Annotated in this window: 19 protein-coding genes and 1 pseudogene; 5 read left to right on the top strand and 15 right to left on the bottom strand. The window is 68.5% G+C overall.

What is annotated here, in order from left to right:
• Nucleotides 1-16 precede the first annotated feature (16 nt).
• Nucleotides 17-583, bottom strand: a complete 567-nt coding sequence (locus MUU77_RS18230) for a type 1 glutamine amidotransferase domain-containing protein (RefSeq protein ID WP_245089943.1) — start codon at nucleotides 581-583, stop codon at nucleotides 17-19.
• Between the two features lie 136 nt (nucleotides 584-719).
• Here MUU77_RS18230 and MUU77_RS18235 point away from each other — a divergent pair, with 136 nt between their 5' ends.
• A complete protein-coding gene (locus MUU77_RS18235; RefSeq protein WP_245089945.1) occupies nucleotides 720-1,112 on the top strand; it encodes a hypothetical protein in 393 nt (130 codons plus the stop codon).
• A gap of 62 nt (nucleotides 1,113-1,174) precedes the next feature.
• On the opposite strand, the gene ubiB is transcribed toward MUU77_RS18235, so the two are convergent.
• From ubiB to oleC, 5 genes are all read right to left on the bottom strand, one after another.
• On the bottom strand, nucleotides 1,175-2,827 hold the full coding sequence (gene ubiB, locus MUU77_RS18240) for a ubiquinone biosynthesis regulatory protein kinase UbiB (RefSeq protein ID WP_245089947.1): 1,653 nt from the start codon (nucleotides 2,825-2,827) through the stop codon (nucleotides 1,175-1,177).
• Nucleotides 2,824-3,465, bottom strand: coding sequence for an SCP2 sterol-binding domain-containing protein (locus MUU77_RS18245; RefSeq protein ID WP_245089949.1), 642 nt, complete (start codon nucleotides 3,463-3,465; stop codon nucleotides 2,824-2,826). The genes ubiB and MUU77_RS18245 overlap by 4 nt, the downstream gene beginning before the upstream one ends.
• A 114-nt stretch (nucleotides 3,466-3,579) precedes the next feature.
• Nucleotides 3,580-3,738, bottom strand: a complete 159-nt coding sequence (locus MUU77_RS18250) for a DUF1328 domain-containing protein (RefSeq protein WP_245089951.1) — start codon at nucleotides 3,736-3,738, stop codon at nucleotides 3,580-3,582.
• Between the two features lie 216 nt (nucleotides 3,739-3,954).
• Complete coding sequence (gene oleD, locus MUU77_RS18255; RefSeq protein ID WP_245089953.1) at nucleotides 3,955-4,956, bottom strand: 2-alkyl-3-oxoalkanoate reductase; 1,002 nt, start codon at nucleotides 4,954-4,956, stop codon at nucleotides 3,955-3,957.
• On the bottom strand, nucleotides 4,953-6,596 hold the full coding sequence (gene oleC, locus MUU77_RS18260) for an olefin beta-lactone synthetase (RefSeq protein ID WP_245089955.1): 1,644 nt from the start codon (nucleotides 6,594-6,596) through the stop codon (nucleotides 4,953-4,955). The genes oleD and oleC overlap by 4 nt, the downstream gene beginning before the upstream one ends.
• 91 nt (nucleotides 6,597-6,687) lie before the next feature.
• Between oleC and MUU77_RS18265 the strand changes: the two genes are divergently transcribed.
• The gene (locus MUU77_RS18265; RefSeq protein WP_245089956.1) at nucleotides 6,688-7,068 is read left to right on the top strand and encodes a YkgJ family cysteine cluster protein; all 381 of its coding nucleotides are present in this window, start codon (nucleotides 6,688-6,690) and stop codon (nucleotides 7,066-7,068) included.
• Between the two features lie 47 nt (nucleotides 7,069-7,115).
• On the opposite strand, the gene MUU77_RS18270 is transcribed toward MUU77_RS18265, so the two are convergent.
• From MUU77_RS18270 to MUU77_RS18290, 5 genes are all read right to left on the bottom strand, one after another.
• Entirely contained in the window at nucleotides 7,116-7,946 is an 831-nt protein-coding gene (locus tag MUU77_RS18270; protein WP_245094677.1) for an alpha/beta fold hydrolase, read from the bottom strand.
• Between the two features lie 86 nt (nucleotides 7,947-8,032).
• On the bottom strand, nucleotides 8,033-9,202 hold the full coding sequence (locus MUU77_RS18275) for a Fic family protein (RefSeq protein ID WP_245089958.1): 1,170 nt from the start codon (nucleotides 9,200-9,202) through the stop codon (nucleotides 8,033-8,035).
• A gap of 95 nt (nucleotides 9,203-9,297) precedes the next feature.
• The gene (locus tag MUU77_RS18280; protein ID WP_245089960.1) at nucleotides 9,298-10,314 is read right to left on the bottom strand and encodes a 3-oxoacyl-ACP synthase III; all 1,017 of its coding nucleotides are present in this window, start codon (nucleotides 10,312-10,314) and stop codon (nucleotides 9,298-9,300) included.
• Between the two features lie 124 nt (nucleotides 10,315-10,438).
• A complete protein-coding gene (locus tag MUU77_RS18285; RefSeq protein ID WP_245089962.1) occupies nucleotides 10,439-10,756 on the bottom strand; it encodes a DUF4156 domain-containing protein in 318 nt (105 codons plus the stop codon).
• A gap of 100 nt (nucleotides 10,757-10,856) precedes the next feature.
• Nucleotides 10,857-13,721, bottom strand: a complete 2,865-nt coding sequence (locus MUU77_RS18290) for a pitrilysin family protein (RefSeq protein WP_245089964.1) — start codon at nucleotides 13,719-13,721, stop codon at nucleotides 10,857-10,859.
• A gap of 143 nt (nucleotides 13,722-13,864) precedes the next feature.
• On the opposite strand from MUU77_RS18290, the gene MUU77_RS18295 reads away from it, so the two are divergent.
• From MUU77_RS18295 to trmL, 3 genes are all read left to right on the top strand, one after another.
• On the top strand, nucleotides 13,865-14,569 hold the full coding sequence (locus MUU77_RS18295) for an SDR family oxidoreductase (RefSeq protein ID WP_245089966.1): 705 nt from the start codon (nucleotides 13,865-13,867) through the stop codon (nucleotides 14,567-14,569).
• A 400-nt stretch (nucleotides 14,570-14,969) separates the two neighbouring features.
• Nucleotides 14,970-15,350 (top strand): hypothetical protein, encoded by a 381-nt coding sequence (locus MUU77_RS18300; protein ID WP_245089968.1) that lies wholly within the window; start codon nucleotides 14,970-14,972, stop codon nucleotides 15,348-15,350.
• Between the two features lie 106 nt (nucleotides 15,351-15,456).
• Nucleotides 15,457-15,936, top strand: coding sequence for a tRNA (uridine(34)/cytosine(34)/5-carboxymethylaminomethyluridine(34)-2'-O)-methyltransferase TrmL (gene trmL, locus MUU77_RS18305; RefSeq protein ID WP_245089970.1), 480 nt, complete (start codon nucleotides 15,457-15,459; stop codon nucleotides 15,934-15,936).
• A gap of 183 nt (nucleotides 15,937-16,119) precedes the next feature.
• Here the strand turns inward: trmL and MUU77_RS18310 are convergent, their stop codons facing one another.
• From MUU77_RS18310 to MUU77_RS18325, 4 genes and pseudogenes are all read right to left on the bottom strand, one after another.
• Nucleotides 16,120-17,385, bottom strand: coding sequence for an FAD-dependent oxidoreductase (locus MUU77_RS18310; RefSeq protein ID WP_245089972.1), 1,266 nt, complete (start codon nucleotides 17,383-17,385; stop codon nucleotides 16,120-16,122).
• Complete coding sequence (locus MUU77_RS18315; protein WP_245094680.1) at nucleotides 17,382-18,575, bottom strand: M15 family metallopeptidase; 1,194 nt, start codon at nucleotides 18,573-18,575, stop codon at nucleotides 17,382-17,384. Before MUU77_RS18315 ends, MUU77_RS18310 begins: the two co-directional genes overlap by 4 nt.
• Nucleotides 18,558-19,814 (bottom strand): annotated as a pseudogene (locus tag MUU77_RS18320) (serine hydrolase domain-containing protein); the annotation flags it as partial. The pseudogene MUU77_RS18320 and the gene MUU77_RS18315, both read right to left, overlap by 18 nt.
• Nucleotides 19,729-21,789, bottom strand: coding sequence for a TonB-dependent receptor (locus MUU77_RS18325; RefSeq protein ID WP_245089974.1), 2,061 nt, complete (start codon nucleotides 21,787-21,789; stop codon nucleotides 19,729-19,731). The pseudogene MUU77_RS18320 and the gene MUU77_RS18325, both read right to left, overlap by 86 nt.
• Nucleotides 21,790-21,796 lie beyond the last annotated feature (7 nt).

Here is a 21,796-nt window from a genome sequence, read left to right on the forward strand (position 1 = left end):
GCCGGGGATCTCCGCTTTACGCCGAACGCCGCTGGCCGCCGTGCGTGCCCTCGGCGATCTCTTCCACCAGCTTGGCGCAGAAGGCGGGCAGGTCCTTCGGCGTGCGGCTGGTCACCAGGCCCTTGTCGACGATCACCTCATCGTCTTTCCAGTTCGCACCCGCATTCTCCAGGTCCTTGCGGATGTTGGGCACCGAGGTGACCGTGCGGCCGCGCAGCACGTCGGCATTGGCCAGCACCCAGGGGCCGTGGCAGATCGCGCCGACCGGTTTGCCGGCCTCGAAGAACCCGCGGGTGAAGGCCAGCGCCTGGTCGTCCACGCGCAGCGCGTCGGGATTGAACAGGCCGCCGGGAATGACCAGCGCGTCGTAGTCCTTGGCCGACACCTCGGACAGCACATGGTCCACGTCGACCTGGTCGCCCTTGTCGAAGTGCCTGAAGCCCTGGATGCGTCCACCGTCCAGCGAGACGATGTCCACGTCCGCCTTGTGCTCGCGCAGCGCGCGCAGCGGCTCGGTGAGTTCGGACTGCTCGAACCCGTCGGTGGCGAGGATGGCGACACGCTTTCCGGTCAGATGGCTCATGGCGGGGCTCCCGTGCGAGTGGACGCCCACCGTAACGCGCGCAGTGCGCACAGCATGCGAAGGAAACGTTGCCATCCCGTCAACGCCGGCCATGCCCGTGCTTCAATGGCCATGTTCATTCTTTCGGGACATGCCGATGCCTGATTGCGTGAGGATCGTGCTGCGCAGCGTGCTCGCGCTGGGGCTGGCCCTCGTCGCCGTGCCACTTGTGAACCTGGCCGGCGGCGAACTCGCGGCGCTGCTGCGGCTGCCACCGGGTGGCGATGCGCGGCTGGCCTACGATCTGCTGTGGGTGTTCCTGGCCGGCGTCGCGGGCAGTGCGCTGATGGTCGGCGTGGCGGCGGTGGCGAAGAGCGCGCATGCGTGGGCACTGTTCGCGCTTTACCTTGCGCTGGATCTGTACGTGACCGTGGTGGCGTGGGACGACTTCCCGCGCTGGTTCACCCTCGCCTGCCTGCTGACGCTGCCCGTGCAGGTGTGGCTGGGCTGGTGGCTGGTGGTCAAGCGAGGAACGAGTGCAGAGAAGTGAGGAGTGAGCGAAAGCCCAGACGCCTCTACTCATTCCTCACTTCTCTTCACTCACTCCTCGCCTCACCGCCGCGGCCACGCTGCCAGCAGGGCCCACAGGCCGCCGATGCCGGCGATCCAGGCCGAAGCCGGGACGTCGAGCAGGCGCGGGCCGCCGGCTTCCAGCGCATACAGCACCGCCGCGACGATCAGCAGGCCCACCCCCAGGATGGCCGCCACCACGCGGCGCTGCAGGCCCTTCATGGTCTGCGTCAGCTCGGTGAGGTCGCGGGACCGCATCGACAGCTCGTGCCGGCCCTCCACCTGCTGGCTCAGCCAGGCATGCACCAGGCGCGGCATGTCCGGCGCGTGGGTCATGATCTCGGGCAGGCGCTTGCGGAACTCCTGCGCGGCGCGCTGCGGGCTGTAGCGTTCCACCAGGATGCGTTCCAGCACCGGCTTGGCCACGGCCCAGATGTCGATCTGCGGGTCCAGCTGGCGGCCCACGCCCTCGATGTTGAGCAGGGTCTTCTGCAGCAGGATCAGCTGCGGCTGCAGGGTCAGCTCGTAACGCTGCGCGGTGCGGAACAGCTTGGCCAGCACCTCGGCCAGCGAGATCTCGCTGAGCGGACGGGTGAAGTACGGCTCGCACACCGCGCGCGCGGCGGCTTCCAGTTCGTCGATGCGGATGTGCGCGGGCATCCAGCCGGCCTGCACGTGCAGCTCGGCGATGCGGCGGTAGTCGCGGTTGAAGATCGCCATGAAGTTCTCGGCGAGCCAATACTGGTCGTCGCGCGAGAGCTGGCCCATGATGCCGAAATCCAGCGCGATGAAGCGCGGATCGGCCTTGCGCTCCGGATCCACCCAGATGTTGCCGGCATGCGCATCGGCATGGAAGAAGTTGTCGCGGAACACCTGCTGGTAGAACACGCGCACGCCCTTGGCCGCGAGCGCCTTGCGGTCGATGCCGGCCGCGTCCAGCGCGGCGATGTCGTCGGACGGGATGCCGCGCACGCGCTCCATCGTCATCGCGCCCTGCGCCGTGTGCGACCAGATCACCTCCGGCACGTACAGGTCGGGCGAACCGGCCCAGTTGCGGCGCAGCAGGCTGGCATTGCCGGCCTCGCGCTGCAGGTCGAGTTCGGCGGCCAGCGTGTTCTCGATCTCGGCCACGATCTCGCGCGGGCGGATCTTGTCGGCGGCCGGATGCGCGCGCTCGACGATGGCGGCGATGCTTTCCAGCAGCGCGATGTCGCCAGCGATCTGCCTGCCGATGTCCGGGCGCAGCACCTTCACCACCACCTCGCGTCCGCCCGGCAGCGTGGCGGCATGCACCTGCGCGATGCTGGCGGACGCCAGCGGCGTGGTATCGAAGGTTTCGAAGGCGTCGCGGACATCGCGCGCGAGTTCCTGTTCGACCCGCGCGCGCGCGCGTTCGCCGTCGAACGGCGCCACGCGGTCCTGCAGCAGGGTCAGCTCCTCGGCGATGTCGGGCGGGATGAGGTCGCGCCGGGTGGACAGGATCTGCCCGAACTTGACGAAGATCGGGCCGAGTTCCTGCAGCGCCAGCCGCAGGCGCGCACCGCGCGGCTGTGCGGCGATCTCGGCCGACGCGCGCGGCACGAAGGGGCGGGCCAGCTTCAGCCAGCGCTCGACCGGCGTGCCTTCCAGCAGGTCGTCCAGGCGATAGCGCAGCAACACCCGGCCGATGCGGCTGGCCCGCAGCACCGACTTCATGCGCGATGCTCCACGAGGGCGGCGAGGCGACCGATGCGCACGGCCAGGCGCTCGACATCGTCGCGGATGGCGTCGACATCGTCATGGAAGGCATTGAGCTCCTCGCGGCCGACCACGTCGCGCGATTCCTCGGTGACGTACTCGGCGGCGCTTCCCGCAAGATTGCCTGCGGCGGCAAGCGCCTGCTGCAGGCCGGTGCGCAAGGCATTGGCGACCTGCACGCCGACGATGTCGCCGAACACCCGGGTGAAGGGCAGCGACCAGTCGGGATCGAAACGGGTGGCCAGCGTCTGCAGGCGGCGCGCCAGGTCGGCATCGCCGGACACCTTCACCTTGCCGACAGGCGTGGCGTGGTCGCGACGGAAGAACGGCAACTGGCCGAGCAACCCGCCCAAGCTGCCGCGCACGGCCAGGTCGGCTTCCAGCACTTCGCTGGCGGGGCCCACCTGCAGCCGTCCGCCTCCGACCATGATGTCCATCGCCAACGGTGGCGCCTCCACGGCCACCTGGATGCGGCGACCTTCCAGCGGACGCAGTGCGGCTTCGGTATCGGGATCCAGGGCCAGGGCGTGGTTGAGCGCGGTTTCCAGCGCACGGCCGGCGAGCGGCTTGAGGGCATCGAACGGAGACAGGTCCATGCCGCCATTCTAGCGGCAAAGCCTGTACGCCCCGCCCGCCCGTACGCCCGCTTCATGCAGGCTGGGGCGGGCCCGACGGCCTCCTGCCGTCCCGGCGGAGAGAGACGGTGAAGGTCAGACGCGTCGGCCGCGCAGCAGCGAAATGATCGCCAGGATCACGAAGACGACGAACAGCACCCACGCGATGTTGGTGGCCGCACCGGCGATGCCGCTGAAGCCCAGCACGGCGGCGATCAGGGCGATGACGAAGAAGATGATGGCGTAGCGCAGCATGGAAGCTCCCTTTGGCATGTGGCCAGTGGTACAGCCGTTAGTGGCGTGCGCCATGCTGGAATGCGGAGAGTCGTCGCCGTGTGAGCATCGCCGGCCGCGGTATGGACAGGCTTCAGCGTGGTGAGTCGTGCGTGAAAACCGGCGTCTGCGGGAGGTGGCGGATGCTGCATGGCGTGGCCGCCATTCCAGGACCGCGCGATGTGGCCGGAGGCTCGCCTACAGCGGGTGATCGCGCAGCCAGGCACGCAGGCGCTCGAAGCCTTCGTCCATGGACACGCGCGGCACGTAGCCGAAGTCGCGGCGCGCCGGCGCCATGTCGTACCAGTGCGCGGTGCTCAGCTGTTCGGCCAGGAAGCGCGTCATCGGCGGCTCGCCCTTCAGCGGCAGCACCGTCCACAGCGCTTCGCACACGGCGCCGATGCGATAGGCGGCCGTGAACGACAGGTGCTTGTCCACGCGCGGCGCACCGGCCGTTTCCAGCAGCGCGTCGAGCAGCTTGCGCATCGGCCACGGCTCGCCATTGGAGATGAAGTAGGCCTTGCCCGCGCAGGCGGCGCCGGGCGCGAGATGGTCGAAGGCGTCGAAGTGCGCCTGCGCGGCATTGTCGATGTAGGTGGTGTCGACATGGTTCTCGCCGCTGCCGACGATGCGCAGGCGGCCGGCGCGCGCGCGCGACACCAGCCGCGGCAGGATCTGGTGGTCGCCGGGGCCCCAGATCAGGCGCGGGCGCAGCGCCACCGTCGCCAGCGATGCGTCGTTGGCGGCCAGCACGGCCTTCTCCGCGAGGGTCTTGGTGGTCGCGTAAGGCGCCTTGAAGCCCTCGCCGTAGGGCACGTTGTCGGCGGTACCGCCTTCCACCGGATGGGTGGCGCGATGGGTCACGCTGGGGGTGGAGGTGTAGACGAGGCGCGCGATGCCGTGCACGCGACAGGCATCGAGCACGTTCTGCGTGCCGACCACGTTGGCATCGTGGTAGCTCTTGTAGCTGCCCCAGGCACCGGCCTTGGCCGCGTTGTGGAACACCGCATCCACGCCGTCGGCGGCGTGCCGTACCGCGTGCGCATCGGCGAGATCGCCCTGCACCTGGCCCACGCCCAGCGCGCGCAGCGCGGGGTAGTAGCCCCGGTTGAGGCTGATGACCTCATGCCCGCGTTCGACCAGGCCGCGACACAGCGCCTGACCAAGGAATCCGCCGCCGCCGGTGACGAGGATCTTCATGCGTGCGACTCCTTGTGCGCGGCGGCCCATGCCGCCAGCGTCTCGCGGCCGATCTTGGCATTGTGGCGGATATCCACCGGAAAACCGGGGTGCGGCAGGAACGTGGCGATGGGCGCGGTGTGCGGATGACGTGCACCGATGGCGCGCAGTTCGGCCTCCACCCGCGCACGGTCCGTGCCGACGCCGGGCTGCAGTTCGTAGCAGAGCACCGGCGACTGGCGCCCCGGTTCACCGACCCCGACCAGCGCGGTGCGGCGGACCTGAGGATGGGTGTTGAAGACCGGTTCGACCTGTTCGGTATAGAGCGGACCGTCGACGGTTTCGACGCGCTGAGTCTTGCGGCCGCAGAACCACAGCCGGCCCTCGCCATCGAACCAGCCCACGTCGCCCATGCGGTGCACGATGCGCTCGCCACCATCGGCCAGGGTTTCGCGGATCTTGGCGATGCGCGTGGCGGCGTCGCGGCGGAAGTAGGTATCGGTAGCGGTGGGGCCGGCGACGGTGATCTCGCCGACTTCACCGTCGGGCAGCACGTCGACCTCGCGCCAGTCGGCGATCGGCGCATCGACGATGCGGATGATGCGGACCTCGTTTGGCGGTACCGCGCGGCCGACGCAGGTGCCGGCACCGGCCTCGGTGGCGGCGCGCGTGGATTCCAGTTCGCGGCCTTCGATGACGGCCACCGGCAGGCATTCGGTGGCGCCGTAGGGCGTCCAGAACTGCGCCTCGTCCGGCAGCAGCGTGCGGATCTTCGCCACGACATCCGGGGGCACCGGCGCGCCGGCGGAGGTCACGCGCTGCACGGTGGGCAGCGGCGCGCCATGGTCGGCCAGTACCTTCATCAGCGCCGGCGAGCCGAACAGCTGGGTGACGCCGAAGCGCGCGATGGCCGCGTGCAGCTTGCGTGGATCGGCGCTGGCCGGGCGGGTGGGGTCCATGTCGGGAATCACCGAGGTGAGCCCGAGCGCGGGATCGAACAGCGCGAACGGCGGGAACGTGGGCAGGTCCACGCCGCCGGGCTGCAGGCCGAAGGCGTCGCGCAGCAGGTCGATCTGGGCGACGAAATGACGATGGCGGTAGACCACGCCCTTCGGCACGCCGGTGGATCCGCTGGTGAACAGGATGCCGGCGACATCGTCGGGCGCCGTGTCCGCAAGCTGCGGGCCGGCGTTGGCGCCGCGCGCCTCGATCTTCGCCAGCGTGGTTCCCCCCCAGGCCCAGCGCGTGCCGACGGTGACGATCTTCTCGGCCGACTTCGCCCAGCCCAGCACGCGTCGCGCGAACTGGGCCAATGGAATGCCGATGAACGCCTCCGGCTCGGCTTCGTCCAGGCACTGCTTCAGCGCGCGCCGGTCGATGCCGGGGTCCACCAGCACCGGCACGGCGCCCGCCTTGAACAGGGCGAACATCAGCAGGAAGAACTCCGGGGTGGGCCGCACCATCACCACGGCGCGGCGGCCCCGCCCGATGCCGTACGCGCCCAGCCCGGCGGCGATGGCGTCGCTGCGGGCATCGAGCTGGGCATAGGTGAGTTCGCGGGTGTAGCGGCCGGCGCCATCGGGGCAGCGCATGGCCACGCGGTCGGGCTGCTCGCGGGCCAGCCGGGGCAGGCTGGCGGCGATGTTGCACGGATCGGTCATGCCCACATTGTCGCCGCTGGACGGTACTTGCGTCAGCCCGCGGTGTTGGCAGAATGCGCGTCCCGCCGCGCTCCGTCGCCTGACCGCCCCGATGCATCCCTGCCTGACCTGCGGCGCCTGCTGCGCCCATTTCCGCGTCAGCTTCCACTGGAGCGAGGCGGACCCCGAGCAGGGCGGCGTTGTTCCGCTCGCGCTGACCGAGCCGCTGCGCGTGCATGAGCGGGTGATGCGCGGCACCTCCCAGCACGCGCCGCGCTGCGTGGCCCTGGATGCCGACATCGGCCGCTACAGCCGCTGCACCATCCACGACCGGCGACCGTCGGTGTGCGCGCTGGTGCCGGCATCGCTGGAGTTCGGCGAACGCAGCGCGCAGTGCGACAAGGCGCGTCTGGCGCACGGCCTGCCGCTGCTGGTGGAAGCGGACTGGGCGGGCGTGGGGGACGCCGAGAAGAATCCGTTGCCGGAGATCTGATCCTTCCCCCCGTGCGGGAGCAGGGATCAGATCCGTGGGAGAAGGATTCAGCCCAGCGGATGACGATCCAGGAAGTCGCGGATCAGCGGCACCAGGATCTCGTGCTTGTCTTCCAGCACATAGTGGCCGGCGTCTTCGTAGGCATGCACTTCGGCGTTGGGCAGCGCGGCCCGGAAGCCGTCCAGGAAGTGCCTGTCGAACACGAAGTCCTTCAGCCCCCAGCCCAGGAACGCCGGGCGGTCGGCGAAGGACGGCAGCGCCTTGCCCGCGGCCTCGAGCAGCGGCCACGCCCGGTCCCGCGGGCCGAGCGGAATGTCCTGCATGAAGCGGATCGTCGAGATGCGGTTGGCCCATGTGTCGTACGGCGACACGTACGCGCGGCGCACGTCGGCCGGCATGCGGCGCTCCACGCCGATCCACGAGGCGCCGGCGGAGAAGGCGTTGAAGCCGCGGATGATCCATTCGCCGATCCTCCAGTCGCGGCCCAGGGCGATCTGCCATGGCATCTTCTTCGCCGCGGGCATCGGGAAAGCGGCGGTGTTGGTGATCACCAGGCGCTTCACCTGCGCGGCGTGCGAGAGCGCCCAGCCGAAGCCGATCATGCCGCCCCAGTCGTGCACGGCCAGCGTCACCGGGCCGGTGATGCCGAGGTGGCGCAGCAGCGCGGCCACGTCGTCCACCCGCGACTGCAGGGTGTATTCGTAGCGGCTGTCGTCCGGCTTGTCGGACAGGCCCATGCCGATGTGATCGGGCACGATGCAACGGTACTTGTCCGACAGCCCCGCCACCAGCGTGCGCCAGTAATAGCTCCACGACGGATTGCCGTGCAGCATCACCACCACCTCGCCGTCGCGCGGTCCTTCGTCTAGGTAGTTCATCGACAGGCCCGGGCGGACCTCGAAACGCTGGGGATGGGAGGGGTAGCCGGGGAGGGCATGGGCGGCGGCAAAAGCAGTGGTATCGCTCACAGGGGCTGCGCTCCTTCGCTCAGGATGGCGAGATAGGTCGAATAGGCGAACAAGCGGTGACGCTGCTGTCCGGTCAGTTCGTTGACGATTTCCATTTCCTGCAGGGTCTCCACGGCGGCGCGAATGGTAGGCGCGCTCAGCGGCAGTTGCGGCAGCACTTGCGGTACCGACAGGATGACCCGCCGCGCGAACTGGTCGAAGACCAGCCCCACGTTGCCGGCGCGCTTGCCCAGCGTGGCGATGCGCTCGCGATCGCGCGCCAGCAAGGCAAGCAGGCGCTGTGCGGTATCGACCGCCTGTTGTGCGGTTTCGGCCACTCCGTCCAGGAAGAATCCCAGCCAACCTTCCCAATCGCCGTGTACGCGCACCGCATTGAGGCGGTCGTAGTAGTCGGCGCGGCGGCGCTTGAAGTAGAGACTCAGGTACAGGCTGGGCTCCCGCAGCACGCCTTCGTTGCACAGGATCAATGCAATCAGCAGGCGTCCCAGCCGTCCGTTGCCATCGCTGAAGGGATGGATGGTTTCGAACTGCACATGCGCCAGCGCGGCCTTGACCAGCGGCGACATCTGCGCGGATGGTGCATGCAGGAAGCGCTCGAACGCGGCCAAGGCGTCTGGCAACGCGTCGGGCGGCGGCGGCACGAAGTTGGCCAGCGCCGGGGTTGGGCCTCCCACCCAGACCTGCCCCTTGCGGAATTCGCCCGGCTGCTTGCCTGAGCCCCTCCCGCCGCGCAACAACAACGCGTGCATCTCGCGGACCAATCGCAACGACAGCGGGAAATCATCCTCGCGCATGCGCTGCAGGCCATGGTTGAGCGCCGCGACGTAGTTGGACACCTCTTCTACATCGTCGACGGGGACGCCCGGTGCTTCGTTCAGTTCAAACAGCAACAGATCGGACAAGGAAGATTGGGTGCCCTCGATCTGTGAGGACAGCAAGGCTTCCTTCCGCACGTACTGGTAAAGGAACAACTCGGGATCGGGCAGCATCAGGGTGATGCCATCGAGCCGCCCCAACGACTGGTCGGCGCGTTCCTTGCGCGCAACCAGATCGCCCGCACTGAAATCCAGTGCGGGCTCAGGCGGCAGGGGATCGGGAATGAAGGCCTGATACCGACTGCCAGCTAGAGCGCCGGCGACGTAACGACCTGTTTTTCGGGTACCCATTTTCTTTCCTTACGGGAAGCATCCCCCACAACAAGGAAAGATTAGCACCCTTTATTTTCCTTGCGCAGAAAAACTGTCCCGCAAAGAAAACTGACTTACCACTCCACCTCGGCCATCGTGCAGTTCAGGCCCGAGCCGATGCCGAGCAGGGCGATGCGGTCGCCCTTCTTCAGCTTGCCCAGTTCCTTCAGCTTGCTCAGCACGATCGGCACGCTGGCCGGGCCGATATTGCCGTGTTCGGTGAAGATGGTCATGACCTTCTGCGGATCGATGCCGAAGGACTTGATGAAGGCCTGGGTGTGCGGACGGCTGACCTGGTGGATGACGAACTGGTCCAGTTCGTCCACCGCCCAGCCCAGCGCCACCTTGGCCGCGGCGAAGGTCTTGTTGGCCAGCTTCATGCCCTCGATCAGCAGCATGCGGGTATCGGTGACCATGCGGTCCAGGTTGCCGCGGCAGAGCTTGTTCCACTCGGTGGCCGAACGGGTCACCCCGCCCTTGTAACGCGGGGCTTCCGGGGCCAGTTCGCGCCGCGCCATCACCATGGCCACGGCACCGCAGCCCAGGGTCAGGGCGGCCAGCTCGTCGCGGAACTGCTGTTCGGTGACGTCGGGCGCATTGAGGCGCTCGATGGTCTTCTCGTAGACCAGGTTGGCGGTTTCGCCATCGACCACCAGCGCATAGTCGATCTCGCCACGCTCCAGCATGCGGGCGGCGATGTCCATGCCGTTGATGAAGGCCAGGCAGGCGTTGGCCACGTCGAAGGTCTGGCACTCGTCGCCCACCCCCAGGTTGCCGCAGACGATGCTGGCGGTGGAGGGCTCGAGGTAGTCGCGGCTGACCGAGGTGTTGACCACCAGGCCGATCTTGTCCGCGCCGATGCCGGCGTCCACCAGCGCCTTCCTGGCGGCCAGGGTGGCGGCGTCGGAGGCCTGCACGTCGGCGTCCCACAGGCGGCGGGAGTGCACGCCGGCGATGTCGTTGAGCACGTCGGTCTTGATGCCCAGGCGGTCGAGCGTGGGCTGCAGGCGGGCGTTGATCTCGTCGGACGTCAGCGTGTGCGGCGCATCGATATGCGCCAGTCCCGCGATGGAGACATTCTTGAAGAGCATCGAGGTTAGCGCCAGGGCTCGGGCAGAGGGGGGCGACAAGGGTACTCACTTCCCGCCTTCACCGCATCTTTACGTGAGATCGTGCCGGGCGCTCCCCGCCTTGAAAAGTGATATTCGTCACACTTTACCGGCCGCAACGGAATGCCGCGAACCGTTGCTCACCGTTGGCCGGGTCGCCCAGGGGCTGCAGCGTATCGGCCTGCAATCCCGGCGCTTCGTTGCGGGCCAGGGTTTCCAGCTCGTCGCGGACGCGCAAGGTATTGCGCTCGTAGAACGCCACGCTGTCCTTGACCGACACCGAGACCTCGCCGCGCTTTTCGCAGCCGGCCGGCGCCGCGCCGCCGGGGATCACCCGCACGTTCTTCGCGGCCGGGGCCAGGTGCACCCAGGTACAGGCGGACAACAGCACGGCGGAAGCGGCGGCAAGGAAGGCAAGACGCATCGGGGTCACCCTGGAATGTGAGTCGCGGGCATTCTGGCCGATCCCGGATGAATCGATCCGGGCCGTCCGCCGCCCCTCAGGGGAGGGGCGGCGGCGGGGCTCACTTCTTCACGTTGCCGTCGGCATCCAGCTGGACCGCCTCGCCCAGTTGCAGCGCGCGGACCGAGTCGCCCACCTTGGACAGGTCGCCCACCACCACCCAGGTCAGGGACGACGGCGACAGCGTGGCGGCGGCCTTGGCCACGTCGGCGGCGCCGATGGCCTCGTTGCGGGCCTTGTACTGGACGATGTAGTCGTCCGGACGCCCGTAGCGCTGGTTGGAGACGATCTGGCCCAGCACCGCCGAGGCGGTCTCGTACGCACCCGGCAGTTCCAGGGTGTTCGCCGCGCGGATCTTGGCGATCTCCTCCGGCTTGGCCGGGGCCTGGCCGGTGGCGAACTGCTGGATTTCCGCGTGCAGCTCCTTCATGGAGTCGGCCGTGCGGTCGCTCTGCACCGCCGCGCTGGCCCACCACGGACGCTGGCCCAGCGTGTTGCGGGCGCCGCTGTAGGACCCGTACGCCCAGTGCTTGTCTTCGCGCAGGTTCATGTTGAGGCGCGAGCTGAACTGGCCGCCCAGCACCCCATTGGCGAAGTCGAAGTCGATGGTGCCGGCGTCGCCGGTGGGCGGCACCAGTTGCGCGGCGTAGACGTTGGACTGGATGGCGCCGGGCTGGTCGATCAGGAACACGCGCGGCTTGGTCGGATTGGCCACCTTCGGCACCGCAGGCAGCTTCGGCGCGTTCGGCGCGGGCTTCCAGTCGCCCAGGCGGGCTTCCAGCAGCGGCACGATCTGCGCCAGCGTGGTGTCGCCCACCACGGTGATGCGGGCCTGGTCCGGCTGCAGCCAGTCGCGGTGGAAGGCGACCAGGTCATCGCGGGTCAGCGAGGCGATGGAGGCTTCCGTCCCCGAACCGGTGAACGGGATGGCGTACGGGTGGCCGGCGCCGTACAGCAGCGGCGGCAACGTGCGCAGCGCGGCGGTCTGCGGACGCGCCTTCTCCTGCTTGATGCCGGCAATCCAGGTGGCGCGCACGCGCTCGATTTCCGCAGGATCGAAAGTCGGCCGGCGCAGCACGTCGGCCAGCAGGTCCAGCGACGGCTCCAGCTTCTCGGTCAGCGCGGACAGGCCCACCGAGGCCGAATCCAGTCCGCCGGCGGTGCTGAGCTCGGCGCCCAGGGCCTCCTTGCGCGCGGCCAGCGCCAGCGCGCCGTACTGTCCGGCCCCCTCGTCCATCATCTGCAGCGCGAAGCTCGCGGTGCCCAGCTTCTTGCCCACGTCGGCCGCATAGCCGCCCGGGAACTCCACGTTGACCTGCACCACCGGCGTCTCATGGCGCTCGGCCAGCACCACCTGCATGCCGTTGGACAGCGTGGCGCGCTGGACGGCGGGGAACTTCAGGTCGGGGAAGGTGGCGGTCTTCGGCACCCCGGCGCTGCGGTCGACGTCGGTCTTGACCGTCTTGAACTTCGGGTCGACCTTCGGGGTGGCGGCCGGCGCAGTGGCCGGGGCCGCGAACACGGTTTCCGGCAGCGCCGAGGCCGGGGTTTCGCTGGGTTGCACCAGGATGGTATGCGAGGCGCCCGCCAGCCACTTCTTCGCGGCCGCCTGCACGTCGGCCGCAGTCGCGCTGGCGAGGATGTCCAGCTCTTCCTGGTAGCAGTCCGGGGTGCCCTGGTAGACGGCGCATGAGGCCAGCACGTCGGACTTGCCGCCGAAACCGCCGATGCGCTCGATGCCGCGCACGAACGCCGCGCGACCGGCCACCTTGGCGCGTTCCAGTTCGTCGGCGGTGGGGCCTTCGGCGATCAGGCGTTCGAGCTCCTCGTCCAGCGCCTTCTCCACCTTGGCCGGGTCCACGCCCTCCTTCACGGTCGAGACCAGGAAGAAGGTGCCGCTGATCTCGCTGCTCCACTGGTAGGCGCTGGCCTGGTCGGCGATCTTGTCGCCGTGCACCAGGCGGGTGTCGAAGCGCGAGGCGGCGCTGCCGCCCAGCACCTGGGCGAACAGGTCCAGCAGCGCCGCGTCCCGCGTGCCCATCTCGGCCACCGGCCAACCGCGATACAGGCGCACCTGCGGCACGCGGTCCGGGATGGTCTCGCGGGTGTCCTGGGCGTGCTTCGGAATGTGGGTCTTCATGTCGGCCAGCGTGGCGCTGGCCGGAATGTCGCCGAAGTAGCGGGTCACCTTCTCCTTGGCGGTGGCCACGTCGATGTCGCCGGCCAGCACCAGCACGGCGTTGTTGGGGCCGTACCAGCTGCGGAACCAGGTCTTCACGTCGTCCAGGGTGGCGGCATCCAGGTCGGCCATCGAGCCGATGGTCTGCCAGCGGTAGGGGTGCCCGGCCGGATACAGCGCCTCGAACATGCGGGCCATGATGCGGCGGCCGTAGGGCTGGTTCTCGCCCTGGCGCTTCTCGTTCTGCACCACGCCGCGCTGTTCGTCCAGCGCCTTCTGGTCGATCGCGCCGAGCAGGTGGCCCATGCGGTCGGACTCCATCCACAGCGCCATGTCCAGCGCGGTGGTGGGCACGTTCTGGAAGTAGTTGGTGCGGTCCTGGTTGGTGGTGCCGTTCTGGTCGGTGGCGCCGACCAGTTCGAACGGGGTGAAGAACTCGCCGTCGTGGTTCTCGCTGCCCTGGAACATCAGGTGCTCGAACAGGTGCGCAAAGCCCGTGCGCCCGGGACTCTCGTTCTTGCTGCCTACGTGGTACCAGATGTTCACCGCCACGATCGGCGCCTTGCGATCGGTGTGCACGATCACGCGCAGGCCATTGGGCAGGGTGAACTCCTCATAGGGAATGACGATGTCCGTCCCGGTGGCCGGCTTGGCGTACGTGGGTGCCGGCGCATAGGCCAGGCCGCCGAGGGCGGTGGACAGGGCGAGGGCAAGCAGGGCGGCGCGGGGCCGGCGGGAAAGACGCATCGGACACTCCTTGTAATAAGGGATCGGCAGGACAGAGCGCCCGATGCTAACCGCGGCCCCGGCTCATTACACTAGGCCACAAGCCATGACGGATGGCCCATGCATCCGTCGGCCCTGCCATTCGCGCCTTCCACGGAGGTTGCATGGACCGCAAGCACTGCCTGGTCACCGGCGCCAACCGCGGGTTGGGCCTGGAACTGGTCCGCCAGCTGCTGGGCCGGCATTGCCATGTCGTCGCCACCTGCCGGCAGCCGGGCAAGGCCACCGCCCTGAATACCCTGGCCGGCGAACATCCCGGCCGGCTGCACGTGCTGCCACTGGATGTGACCGATCCCCGCAGCCGGGCCGAGCTGGTGCGCGAACTGCCACTGGTGACCGACGAAGAGCCCCTGCACCTGCTGATCAACAATGCCGGCGTGCTGCGCGGTGGCGAACGTTTCGGCCAGGTCGCGCCCGCCGACCTGGATGCCAGCTTCCACACCAATGCGGCCGGCCCATTCCTGCTGACCCAGGCGCTGGCGCCCCGGCTGGCCGAAGGCGGCGTGGTCGCCAACATCTCGTCCGAGGTCGGCTCGATCGGTCTGCGCCAGGAATTCCGTACGCCCAGCTACGCCATCGGCAAGGCCGCGCAGAACATGGTCACTTCGCTGCTGGCACAGGCCCTCGCCACCCGGCACGTCGCCGTGGTGGCGTTGCATCCGGGCTGGGTACGCACCGACATGGGCGGGCAGAACGCCGCGCTGTCGGTGGAGGACGCTGCCGAGGGCCTGCTGCATGTGATCGAGCGGCTCACGCCGGAAGACAGCGGGCGCTTCCTGGACTGGCAGGGCCAGCCTTTGCCCTGGTGAACCTGAACGCCGCCTTCGGCGACGCCGGGGAACTGCAACGGTTCCTATCTAAACGGCATCACAACCAGCACACCCCCCGCTGACCGGCCCCCGACCGAAGTGGCGTGTTCGCAGTCACAGCACGCACCTCCCGGCGTCTTGCTCAGGCAGGACGGACACCTGGACGGACACGCAACTCGGACACCGGACAGCGAAGCAGCACATTTAAATTCAATTGGATCAATAACTTGCATTTGGCACGGTTCCTGCGAAACCTATAACAAGATCACCGCCGTTCCGAACCAAACCTGACTGAAGCCTGAATCAACTCGCCGAAACAACAGGTTTCGCTTGACCGTTCTGTCTAGGTGTACTACCTTACTACCACACCACCCCACAACATCACTACAGAGGCATGACAATGAACGCCAAGAACCTCCTCCCGCTGACCGCCGCCGTCGTCTTCGCCCTGTGCGCCGGCGCCATGGTCGTCTCCGCCACCCAGGCCGACACGGGCCGCGCGACCCCCGCTGCCGCGGAGCGGATCGTGGACCTGCCGACCGTCACCGTGACCCCGGATGCCGCCGACCTGGCCCACTACAACACCTACAAGGACACCAAGATCGTCGATCTGGCCGCCGTCAACGTGACGCCGTCCGCCGAGGACCTGGCCTACTTCGTCGCCCAGCAGGCGGTCCGCGTGGTCGACATGCCGGTGGTCACCGTGCGTCCGTCGGCGGAAGACATGCAGCAGGTCGCCGTGCAGGCAGGTGTGCTGGCCGGCCAGTTGGCTTCGCGTTGATACGCAGGCAACACGTTCCCACCGCGTAACACGCAAGCCGGCTGCGGCCGGAGCTCCACCGCACCACCGCCCGCGAGGCCATGCAGCGCCGCGTAGAATGCGCGCCATGACCGACGCCCTGGACCTCGACGTCCTGCTGTACCAGCCGGAAATTCCCCCGAATACCGGCAACGCCATCCGCCTCTGTGCGAATACCGGCGCGCGGCTGCACCTGATCGAACCCCTCGGGTTCGCATTGGAAGACAAGCAGCTCAAGCGCGCCGGTCTGGACTACCACGAGTACGCCACGCTGCAGGTCCACGCATCGCTCGATGCGGCCCTGCAGCGCATCCGTCCCGCGCGCCTGTTCGCGCTCAGCACGCGCGGCACCGTGCGCTACGACCAGCCCGAGTACCGTCCCGGCGATGCCTTCCTGTTCGGGCCCGAAACGCGCGGCCTGCCGCAGGGCGTCCTGGACGCCCTACCGCCGGACCAGCGCCTGCGCCTGCCGATGCGGCCGGACAACCGCAGCCTCAACCTCTCCAACACCGTGGCGGTGATGGTATTCGAGGCCTGGCGCCAGGCGGGCTTCGTGGGCGGCGCCTAGCACGGGTGCCTGTGTGGAAGCGACGCAAGTCGCGAACACAAGCCGCAGCGCATGCAGATCCGGGTGCGGCGCCGAATGCGTGCATGGCGTGCGCATCGAGAAGGACGCCCGTCGTGATCAGGGCGCCTTGCCGCCGCCGTCCCCGATCACGACTTGCGTCGCTCCCACAAGAACAGGCAAGACTTACGCGAACCGCGCCAAGCCATACGGCGCCAGCGGTATCTCCGTCGCCTCACCCGCCATCAACTGATCGAGCAGGCGCCCGGTCACCGGCCCCTGCGTCAGCCCCAGGTGGCCATGCCCGGTGGCGAGGAAGATCTCTTCGCCCGGCACCCGGTCGATGATCGGCAGCGAATCCGGCGTGCACGGCCGATTGCCCGCCCATTCCGAGACCGGCTGGCCGGTGATGCCCGGGAACAGCTTGCGCGCCTCGGGGTCGAGCCTGCGGATCAGGTGATAGTGGGGATCGCGGTCGAGCGCGGTCAGTTCCTTGATGCTGGTCATGCGGATGCCCGCCTGCATGGGCGAAACCACCATGTAGCGCTCGGCCCACAGCGTGGGCCGCCCCACCACGGCCTGCGCCTGCGGATACATCAGGTGATAACCGCGCGCGGGAATCACCGGGATCTTCAGCCCGAACGGCCGCAGCAGCGCGTTGCTCCACGCACCCGCCGCCACCACGACCCGGCCCGCATGCACCGGACCATGGTCGGTATCGACCTGGTAGCCGCCATCGCGGCGCGTGATCGACGATACGCTCGCGGTCAGCGGCACGGCGCCGCGCGCGCTCAGATGATTGAACAGGCGCCGGCAGAAATCGCCCGGGTCGCGCATGGCCAGCGATTCGCGCTGGAACACCGCGCGCTGGAAACCGGCGCCGATCCCCGGCTCCAGCTCGCGCAGCTGCGCGGCATCCAGCACGTCGAAGGCGACGCCGTGCCTGCGCATCAGGTCGCGCTCCCACTCGCCCTTGGCGAACGTCTGCTGCTCGCTGTAGACGTGCAGGTAACCGGTGTGCGCGATCAGGTCCTGCGCCTGGATGCGCTCGCCCAGGGCCAGCCACGCCTCGCGCGAAGCGCGGTTGATCGCGCTCAGCGCGTCGATGATCGGCAGCACGTGCTGAGAACGTCCCTGCACCAGGAACTGCAGCAGCCAGCGGGCGTACGAAGGGCTGACGCCCCAGTCCAGCTTCAGCGGCGCCAGCGGGTTGGCGAGCATGCGCAGCGCCTTCACCACGATGCCCGGCGTCGACTGCGGCATGACGTTGCCGACCGAAATCGAACCGGCATTGCCGAACGAGGTCTCGCCCGCCGGGCCTTTGGGATCGATCAGCGTGCAGGACAGGCCGCGGTCCAGCAGGTGGTGGGCCGTGGACAGGCCGACGATGCCGCTGCCGATCACCGCGACATCGGTGGTCTGCGGCGGGCGGGAGGAGGGGGAGGAAGTCATTGGATCGGAACGTCGTACGCGGTCTGTGGGGAGGGCTCGGGCCGGAAGGTGAAGTGCCACCATTCCATCGGGTAATTATGGAACCCGTGCCGCGCCATCGCATCGAGCAGGCGCTCGCGGTTGGCCTTCTGCTCAGGCGACAGGTCGGCATGCGCGGTGTTGGCGCGGGGATCGAAGAAGTCGAACGGCGTGCCCATGTCCAGGTCGACACAGCGGCCTTGCCCACACCGCGTCAGGGTGAGGTCCAGCGTGGCCCCGCGGCTGTGTCCGGAGGTCTCGGCGATGTAGCCGTCCAGTAGCCGCGCCTTGTCCAGGTTCGGGTAGTACGCCGCCTTGGTCCGCTGGTCGCCTGCATCGCGGGCCCAGGCCACGAAGTGCTTCACCGACCGCACCGGCCGGTAGCAGTCGAACAGCTTCAGCGACAGGCCCTCGCGCTGCACGTCGGCCTGCACCTGGGCCAGCGCCCGCGCCACGGGCGCCAGCAGCAGGCAGGTATTGGCTTCGTAGCCGGGCACGCGCGCGCCGGTGAAGTTGGCGGTGCCGGCATAGCGCATGTCCAGCTGCACGCCCGGCGCCAGCGATGCGGCCTCCACCAGGCCCGCGGTGGCCGCATCGGTGGCCGGGGAGATCTCGACCTTCGTCGCGGGCACGTCATCGCACGCCGCCACGCGGGTGAAGGCGAGGTCCTGGTAGTCGTAGCTGAAGTCCGCTTCGGGATCGACGTGCGAAAGCGCCAGCGTGGTCGACCCGGCATCGGCCGCGAAATGCAGCCAGGGCTCGGCATCGACGCTGTCGTCGTCCCAGTCGACCAGCCAGCGCGTGTCCGCCTGCATCACGGTGCCGGTGAGCATCGGCGAGCGCGCCGATGCGAAACGCACGCGATCGCCCTGCGCGCAGAGCGTGGCATCGCCGAACCACGGATCCCGATAGCGGCCCGTCCAGGCGGCCAGCGCCGCGGCGGTCGCGGGGACGCGACGACGGGTGTCGGGCTTCGGTTTGGCGGCGCGTTCGTCCGCGCGCTCCAGGTCGAGCAACCTGGCGTAGTGCGCCACGCTGTGCGCCTCGCCCGGCCGGGTGATCTGCTTGGTCAGGACCTGGCCCAGCACCGTACGCGCGGCCTCGCCTTCGCCGTTGATCAGGATGACGATGCCGGTGCGCTGGTCGGGCAGCAGGATCACCGAGGAATACATGCCCGCCAGCGTCCCGGTGTGGGCCACCTTCCAGGCGCCATCCACGTCGGACAGCCGCCATCCGTAGCCATAGGCGGAGAAGTGGCTGTTGTCCCAGGCGCGCATGCGCGCGCTCACCGGCATCGGCATGTGGGCCGTCCACACCGCCTTGCGCTGCGCGGGCGACAACCAGGCCGGCTGCGCCTCCGGCGACAGCCACATGCGCACCCACGCCAGCATGTCGCCCAGACTGCAACGGATGCCGCCGGCGGCCATGGAGGTGACGTTGGGCACGGTGGCCCCGTCCTCGCGGATGACCCGGTTGCCCTGCGGCGTGCGCATGTGCGGCTGCGCGACGTTGCCGACCTCGGCGCGGTTCCATTCGCCGACCTGGCAACGCGACAGCCCGAGCGGCTGGAACAGTTCGCGCTTGACCAGCGCTTCGTACGGCGCCCCACCCGCCGCCGCGGCCACTTCGCCGGCCACGACGTACAGCAGGTTGTCGTACGCGTAGGCGGCACGGAAGCTGTGCGTGGGCTTCAGGTGCTGCAGGCCGGCGATGATGTCGGCGCGGGTGAACCGGTTGGGCTCCGGCCACAGCATCAGGTCGCCAGCGCCCAGTCCCAGGCCGCTGTTGTGGATCAGCAGGTCGCGCACCTGCATCTGCTGCGTGACCCAGGGGTCGTGCATGCGGAACTGCGGCAGGTGCCGGGTCACCGGGTCGTCCCACTTCAGCCTGCCGGCATCGACCAGGCGCGCCAGCACGCCGGCCGTCATCGCCTTGCTGTTGGAGGCGATCTTGAACAGCGTGGCGTTGTCGATCGGCTCTCCGCCGCCGGCTTCGAGTTCGCCCAGGGTGCGCGTGTAGACGATCTCGCCGTCGCGGACCACGCCTACGGCCAGCCCGGGCAGGCGGTAGTGCGCGAAGACCTCCTCGACCATGCGGTCGCGGGCCGTACGCAGACCGTCGTCGCCGGCCAGCGCCTGGCCGCCACCCAGTGCCGACAGGGCCAGCAGCATCGCGCATGCCCGCCGCCATCCCCGGGAGGGGCGCCGCATGTCCATTGTCTTTCGCACGCTTGCTTCCTCCGCCACCGTCGCGGCGTCGCGTTGGTACCGATGCGGCGCGGCCGGCCCTGGGGACCGGCCGCGCCTGGGGGCTGCGTACCGCTGCTCAGCGGAACTTGTATTCGACCAGCAGGCTGTACGCACGCCCGCGCGGATCGGCGATACGCGTCTCCCAGCCCGCGCCCGCGGCATAGTCGTTCATGTGCGCGGTGAACGGCGGATCCTCGTCGGTGAGGTTCTTCACGCCCAGGGTCAGCTTCATGTTGTCGAACCCGGAGTACGCCAAGCTGTAGTTGTACGTGGTGTAGTGGGAGACGCGCGGATTCCAGTTCTCGGGGATGTAGCTGCCGTTGCGCACGCTGATGGGGAGCTCGTCGTTGTAGCCGTCGCGGTAGATCTGGCTGAACGTGTGCGCCCAGTCGCCCTTCTGCCAGACGAAGTTGAGCGTGTGCTTCCACTTGATGGGCAGGTTGTAGTAACGGACGTAGTCGCCCACCAGGCTCTCGGTGTACGGCAGCGATTCCAGCGCCTTGGTCTTGAAGGTGTTGATGTAGCTGCCGTTGAGGTTGAGGCGCCAGCTGCCACCGGCCAGTTCGCCCATGACGTTGCCGTCGATCTCGATGCCCCGCATCAGGCTTCCGCCCGAGTTGATGTAACGGCGGTCGATGGCGACCACCTCGCCGCTGGCGTCACGGATCCAGTTGGCGGAGAACAGATCGTAGTAATCGATCAGCGTATCCAGGTCCGCTCCGCGGATGGTGTTTTCGCGTTCGATCTCCCACCAGTCGACGCTGACATTCATCCAGTCCACGGGAGCCAGGACCACACCGAAACTCTTCTGGGTGGATTCTTCCGGCTCCAGATCCTCCTTGCCGCCGGTCAGGATGTCGGGCCTGATGGACTCGCACCCCGGGATGCTCGCATCGGCCACGCCGCCGGGGCAGGTCGCGGGATCCGCGAGGTCCAGGCCGGTGTAGGGGCTTGCGGTGACGCCATTGAACAGCTGGTTGAACGAAGGCACCTTGAAGCCCGTGCTGTAGGCGCCCCGGAACGCGACGCCTTCGATGGGCTGGTACTTGAAGGACACCTTCGGGTTGGTGGTGCTGCCGAAGCCGTCGTACTCGTCGTAGCGCGCTGCCAGCGTCATGTCGAAGTTGGCGGTGATGGGCAGGTAGACTTCCGCGAACACCGCCTTGATGTCGCGGCTGACGTCATCGAGGATGTTCACGTTGTCGAACGGCGCGTTGAAGATCAGCGACGCCTCGGACGTGGTGTTGCCGTCGAACTTGAACTCCTCCCGGCGCAGGTCGAAGCCGGTCGCGGCCAGCACGTCGCCGCCCGGCAGCGAGAAGCCCAGGCTTCCGGAGAACGATGCATCCAGGGTGGTGACGATCGACTCGCCGCCGTACAGCCGCACGCCGCGCGCGGACGCCGCCGCCAGGCCCGCCATCGCTTCGGCCGACTGGCTCTGGCCGGGCAGCAGGAACGGGTTCAGGATGCCGTCGCCGAGCAGCTGCTGCAGGTTGGCCGTGTAGAAATAGCCACCGCCCAGCTCGGACCACGACTCGCTGGAGGCGCGCGACAGGCCGACGTTGTAGTCCCAGCTGCCGATGAACTTGCCTTCGAAGGCGGCCAGCAGGCGATAGGCCTTGGTGGTCGTGTCGATCTGGCGGTAGCCGCACTCGATGCAGCGCCAGCGGTAGGCGATGCGGTTGCCGTAGGTGATGCCCCCCGGCCCGAAGTAGTCGACCAGGGCGCCGTACAGCATGTCGTACGTGTCCTGGGTGGTCGCATTCAGCGGGAACCAGGTGTTGGGGTTGAACGCGGCCGTGGCGCTGGTGCTGGACGAGATCTGGTTGGGTTCGAAGATCTTGGTGACATCGACCTGCGAGCCCATGAACTCGACGTAGGCCTGGTGGTCGTCGTTGATCTTGAACGTCGCGCGGCCGATGAAATCCACGCTCTCCTGCGGCTGCTGGATGACCGCGGCGGCGGGGTAGTCCCAGGCGCACGCGTACTTGGACCCGGGCACGTTCCACAGCCGGTAGTCGTAAGCCCCCATGGCGTCGCCGCCGGATTCGCAGCCACCGCCGCCCGGCAGGTTCAGGATGTTGATGGCGCTCTGCCGCGCCGTGCCCTGGGGATCCTGCAGACCGGTCCCGATCATCCCGCCC

Origin of the sequence: Pseudoxanthomonas sp. F37 (assembly GCF_022965755.1) — a bacterium.
Lineage (GTDB): Bacteria > Pseudomonadota > Gammaproteobacteria > Xanthomonadales > Xanthomonadaceae > Pseudoxanthomonas_A.

Bases quoted from the DNA above. Each gene is read 5' to 3' on its own strand.
- MUU77_RS18325 (WP_245089974.1), bottom strand. From the start codon at position 21,789: ATGATCGGGACCGGTCTGCAGGATCCCCAGGGCACGGCGCGGCAGAGC.
- MUU77_RS18285 (WP_245089962.1), bottom strand. From the start codon at position 10,756: ATGCGTCTTGCCTTCCTTGCCGCCGCTTCCGCCGTGCTGTTGTCCGCC.
- MUU77_RS18300 (WP_245089968.1), top strand. From the start codon at position 14,970: ATGAACGCCAAGAACCTCCTCCCGCTGACCGCCGCCGTCGTCTTCGCC.
- MUU77_RS18235 (WP_245089945.1), top strand. From the start codon at position 720: ATGCCTGATTGCGTGAGGATCGTGCTGCGCAGCGTGCTCGCGCTGGGG.
- MUU77_RS18310 (WP_245089972.1), bottom strand. From the start codon at position 17,385: ATGACTTCCTCCCCCTCCTCCCGCCCGCCGCAGACCACCGATGTCGCG.
- MUU77_RS18295 (WP_245089966.1), top strand. From the start codon at position 13,865: ATGGACCGCAAGCACTGCCTGGTCACCGGCGCCAACCGCGGGTTGGGC.
- MUU77_RS18275 (WP_245089958.1), bottom strand. From the start codon at position 9,202: ATGGGTACCCGAAAAACAGGTCGTTACGTCGCCGGCGCTCTAGCTGGC.
- MUU77_RS18250 (WP_245089951.1), bottom strand. From the start codon at position 3,738: ATGCTGCGCTACGCCATCATCTTCTTCGTCATCGCCCTGATCGCCGCC.
- trmL (WP_245089970.1), top strand. From the start codon at position 15,457: ATGACCGACGCCCTGGACCTCGACGTCCTGCTGTACCAGCCGGAAATT.
- MUU77_RS18245 (WP_245089949.1), bottom strand. From the start codon at position 3,465: ATGGACCTGTCTCCGTTCGATGCCCTCAAGCCGCTCGCCGGCCGTGCG.
- MUU77_RS18315 (WP_245094680.1), bottom strand. From the start codon at position 18,575: ATGTATTCCTCGGTGATCCTGCTGCCCGACCAGCGCACCGGCATCGTC.
- MUU77_RS18270 (WP_245094677.1), bottom strand. From the start codon at position 7,946: ATGAACTACCTAGACGAAGGACCGCGCGACGGCGAGGTGGTGGTGATG.
- ubiB (WP_245089947.1), bottom strand. From the start codon at position 2,827: ATGAAGTCGGTGCTGCGGGCCAGCCGCATCGGCCGGGTGTTGCTGCGC.
- MUU77_RS18265 (WP_245089956.1), top strand. From the start codon at position 6,688: ATGCATCCCTGCCTGACCTGCGGCGCCTGCTGCGCCCATTTCCGCGTC.
- oleC (WP_245089955.1), bottom strand. From the start codon at position 6,596: ATGACCGATCCGTGCAACATCGCCGCCAGCCTGCCCCGGCTGGCCCGC.
- MUU77_RS18230 (WP_245089943.1), bottom strand. From the start codon at position 583: ATGAGCCATCTGACCGGAAAGCGTGTCGCCATCCTCGCCACCGACGGG.
- MUU77_RS18280 (WP_245089960.1), bottom strand. From the start codon at position 10,314: ATGCTCTTCAAGAATGTCTCCATCGCGGGACTGGCGCATATCGATGCG.
- MUU77_RS18290 (WP_245089964.1), bottom strand. From the start codon at position 13,721: ATGCGTCTTTCCCGCCGGCCCCGCGCCGCCCTGCTTGCCCTCGCCCTG.
- oleD (WP_245089953.1), bottom strand. From the start codon at position 4,956: ATGAAGATCCTCGTCACCGGCGGCGGCGGATTCCTTGGTCAGGCGCTG.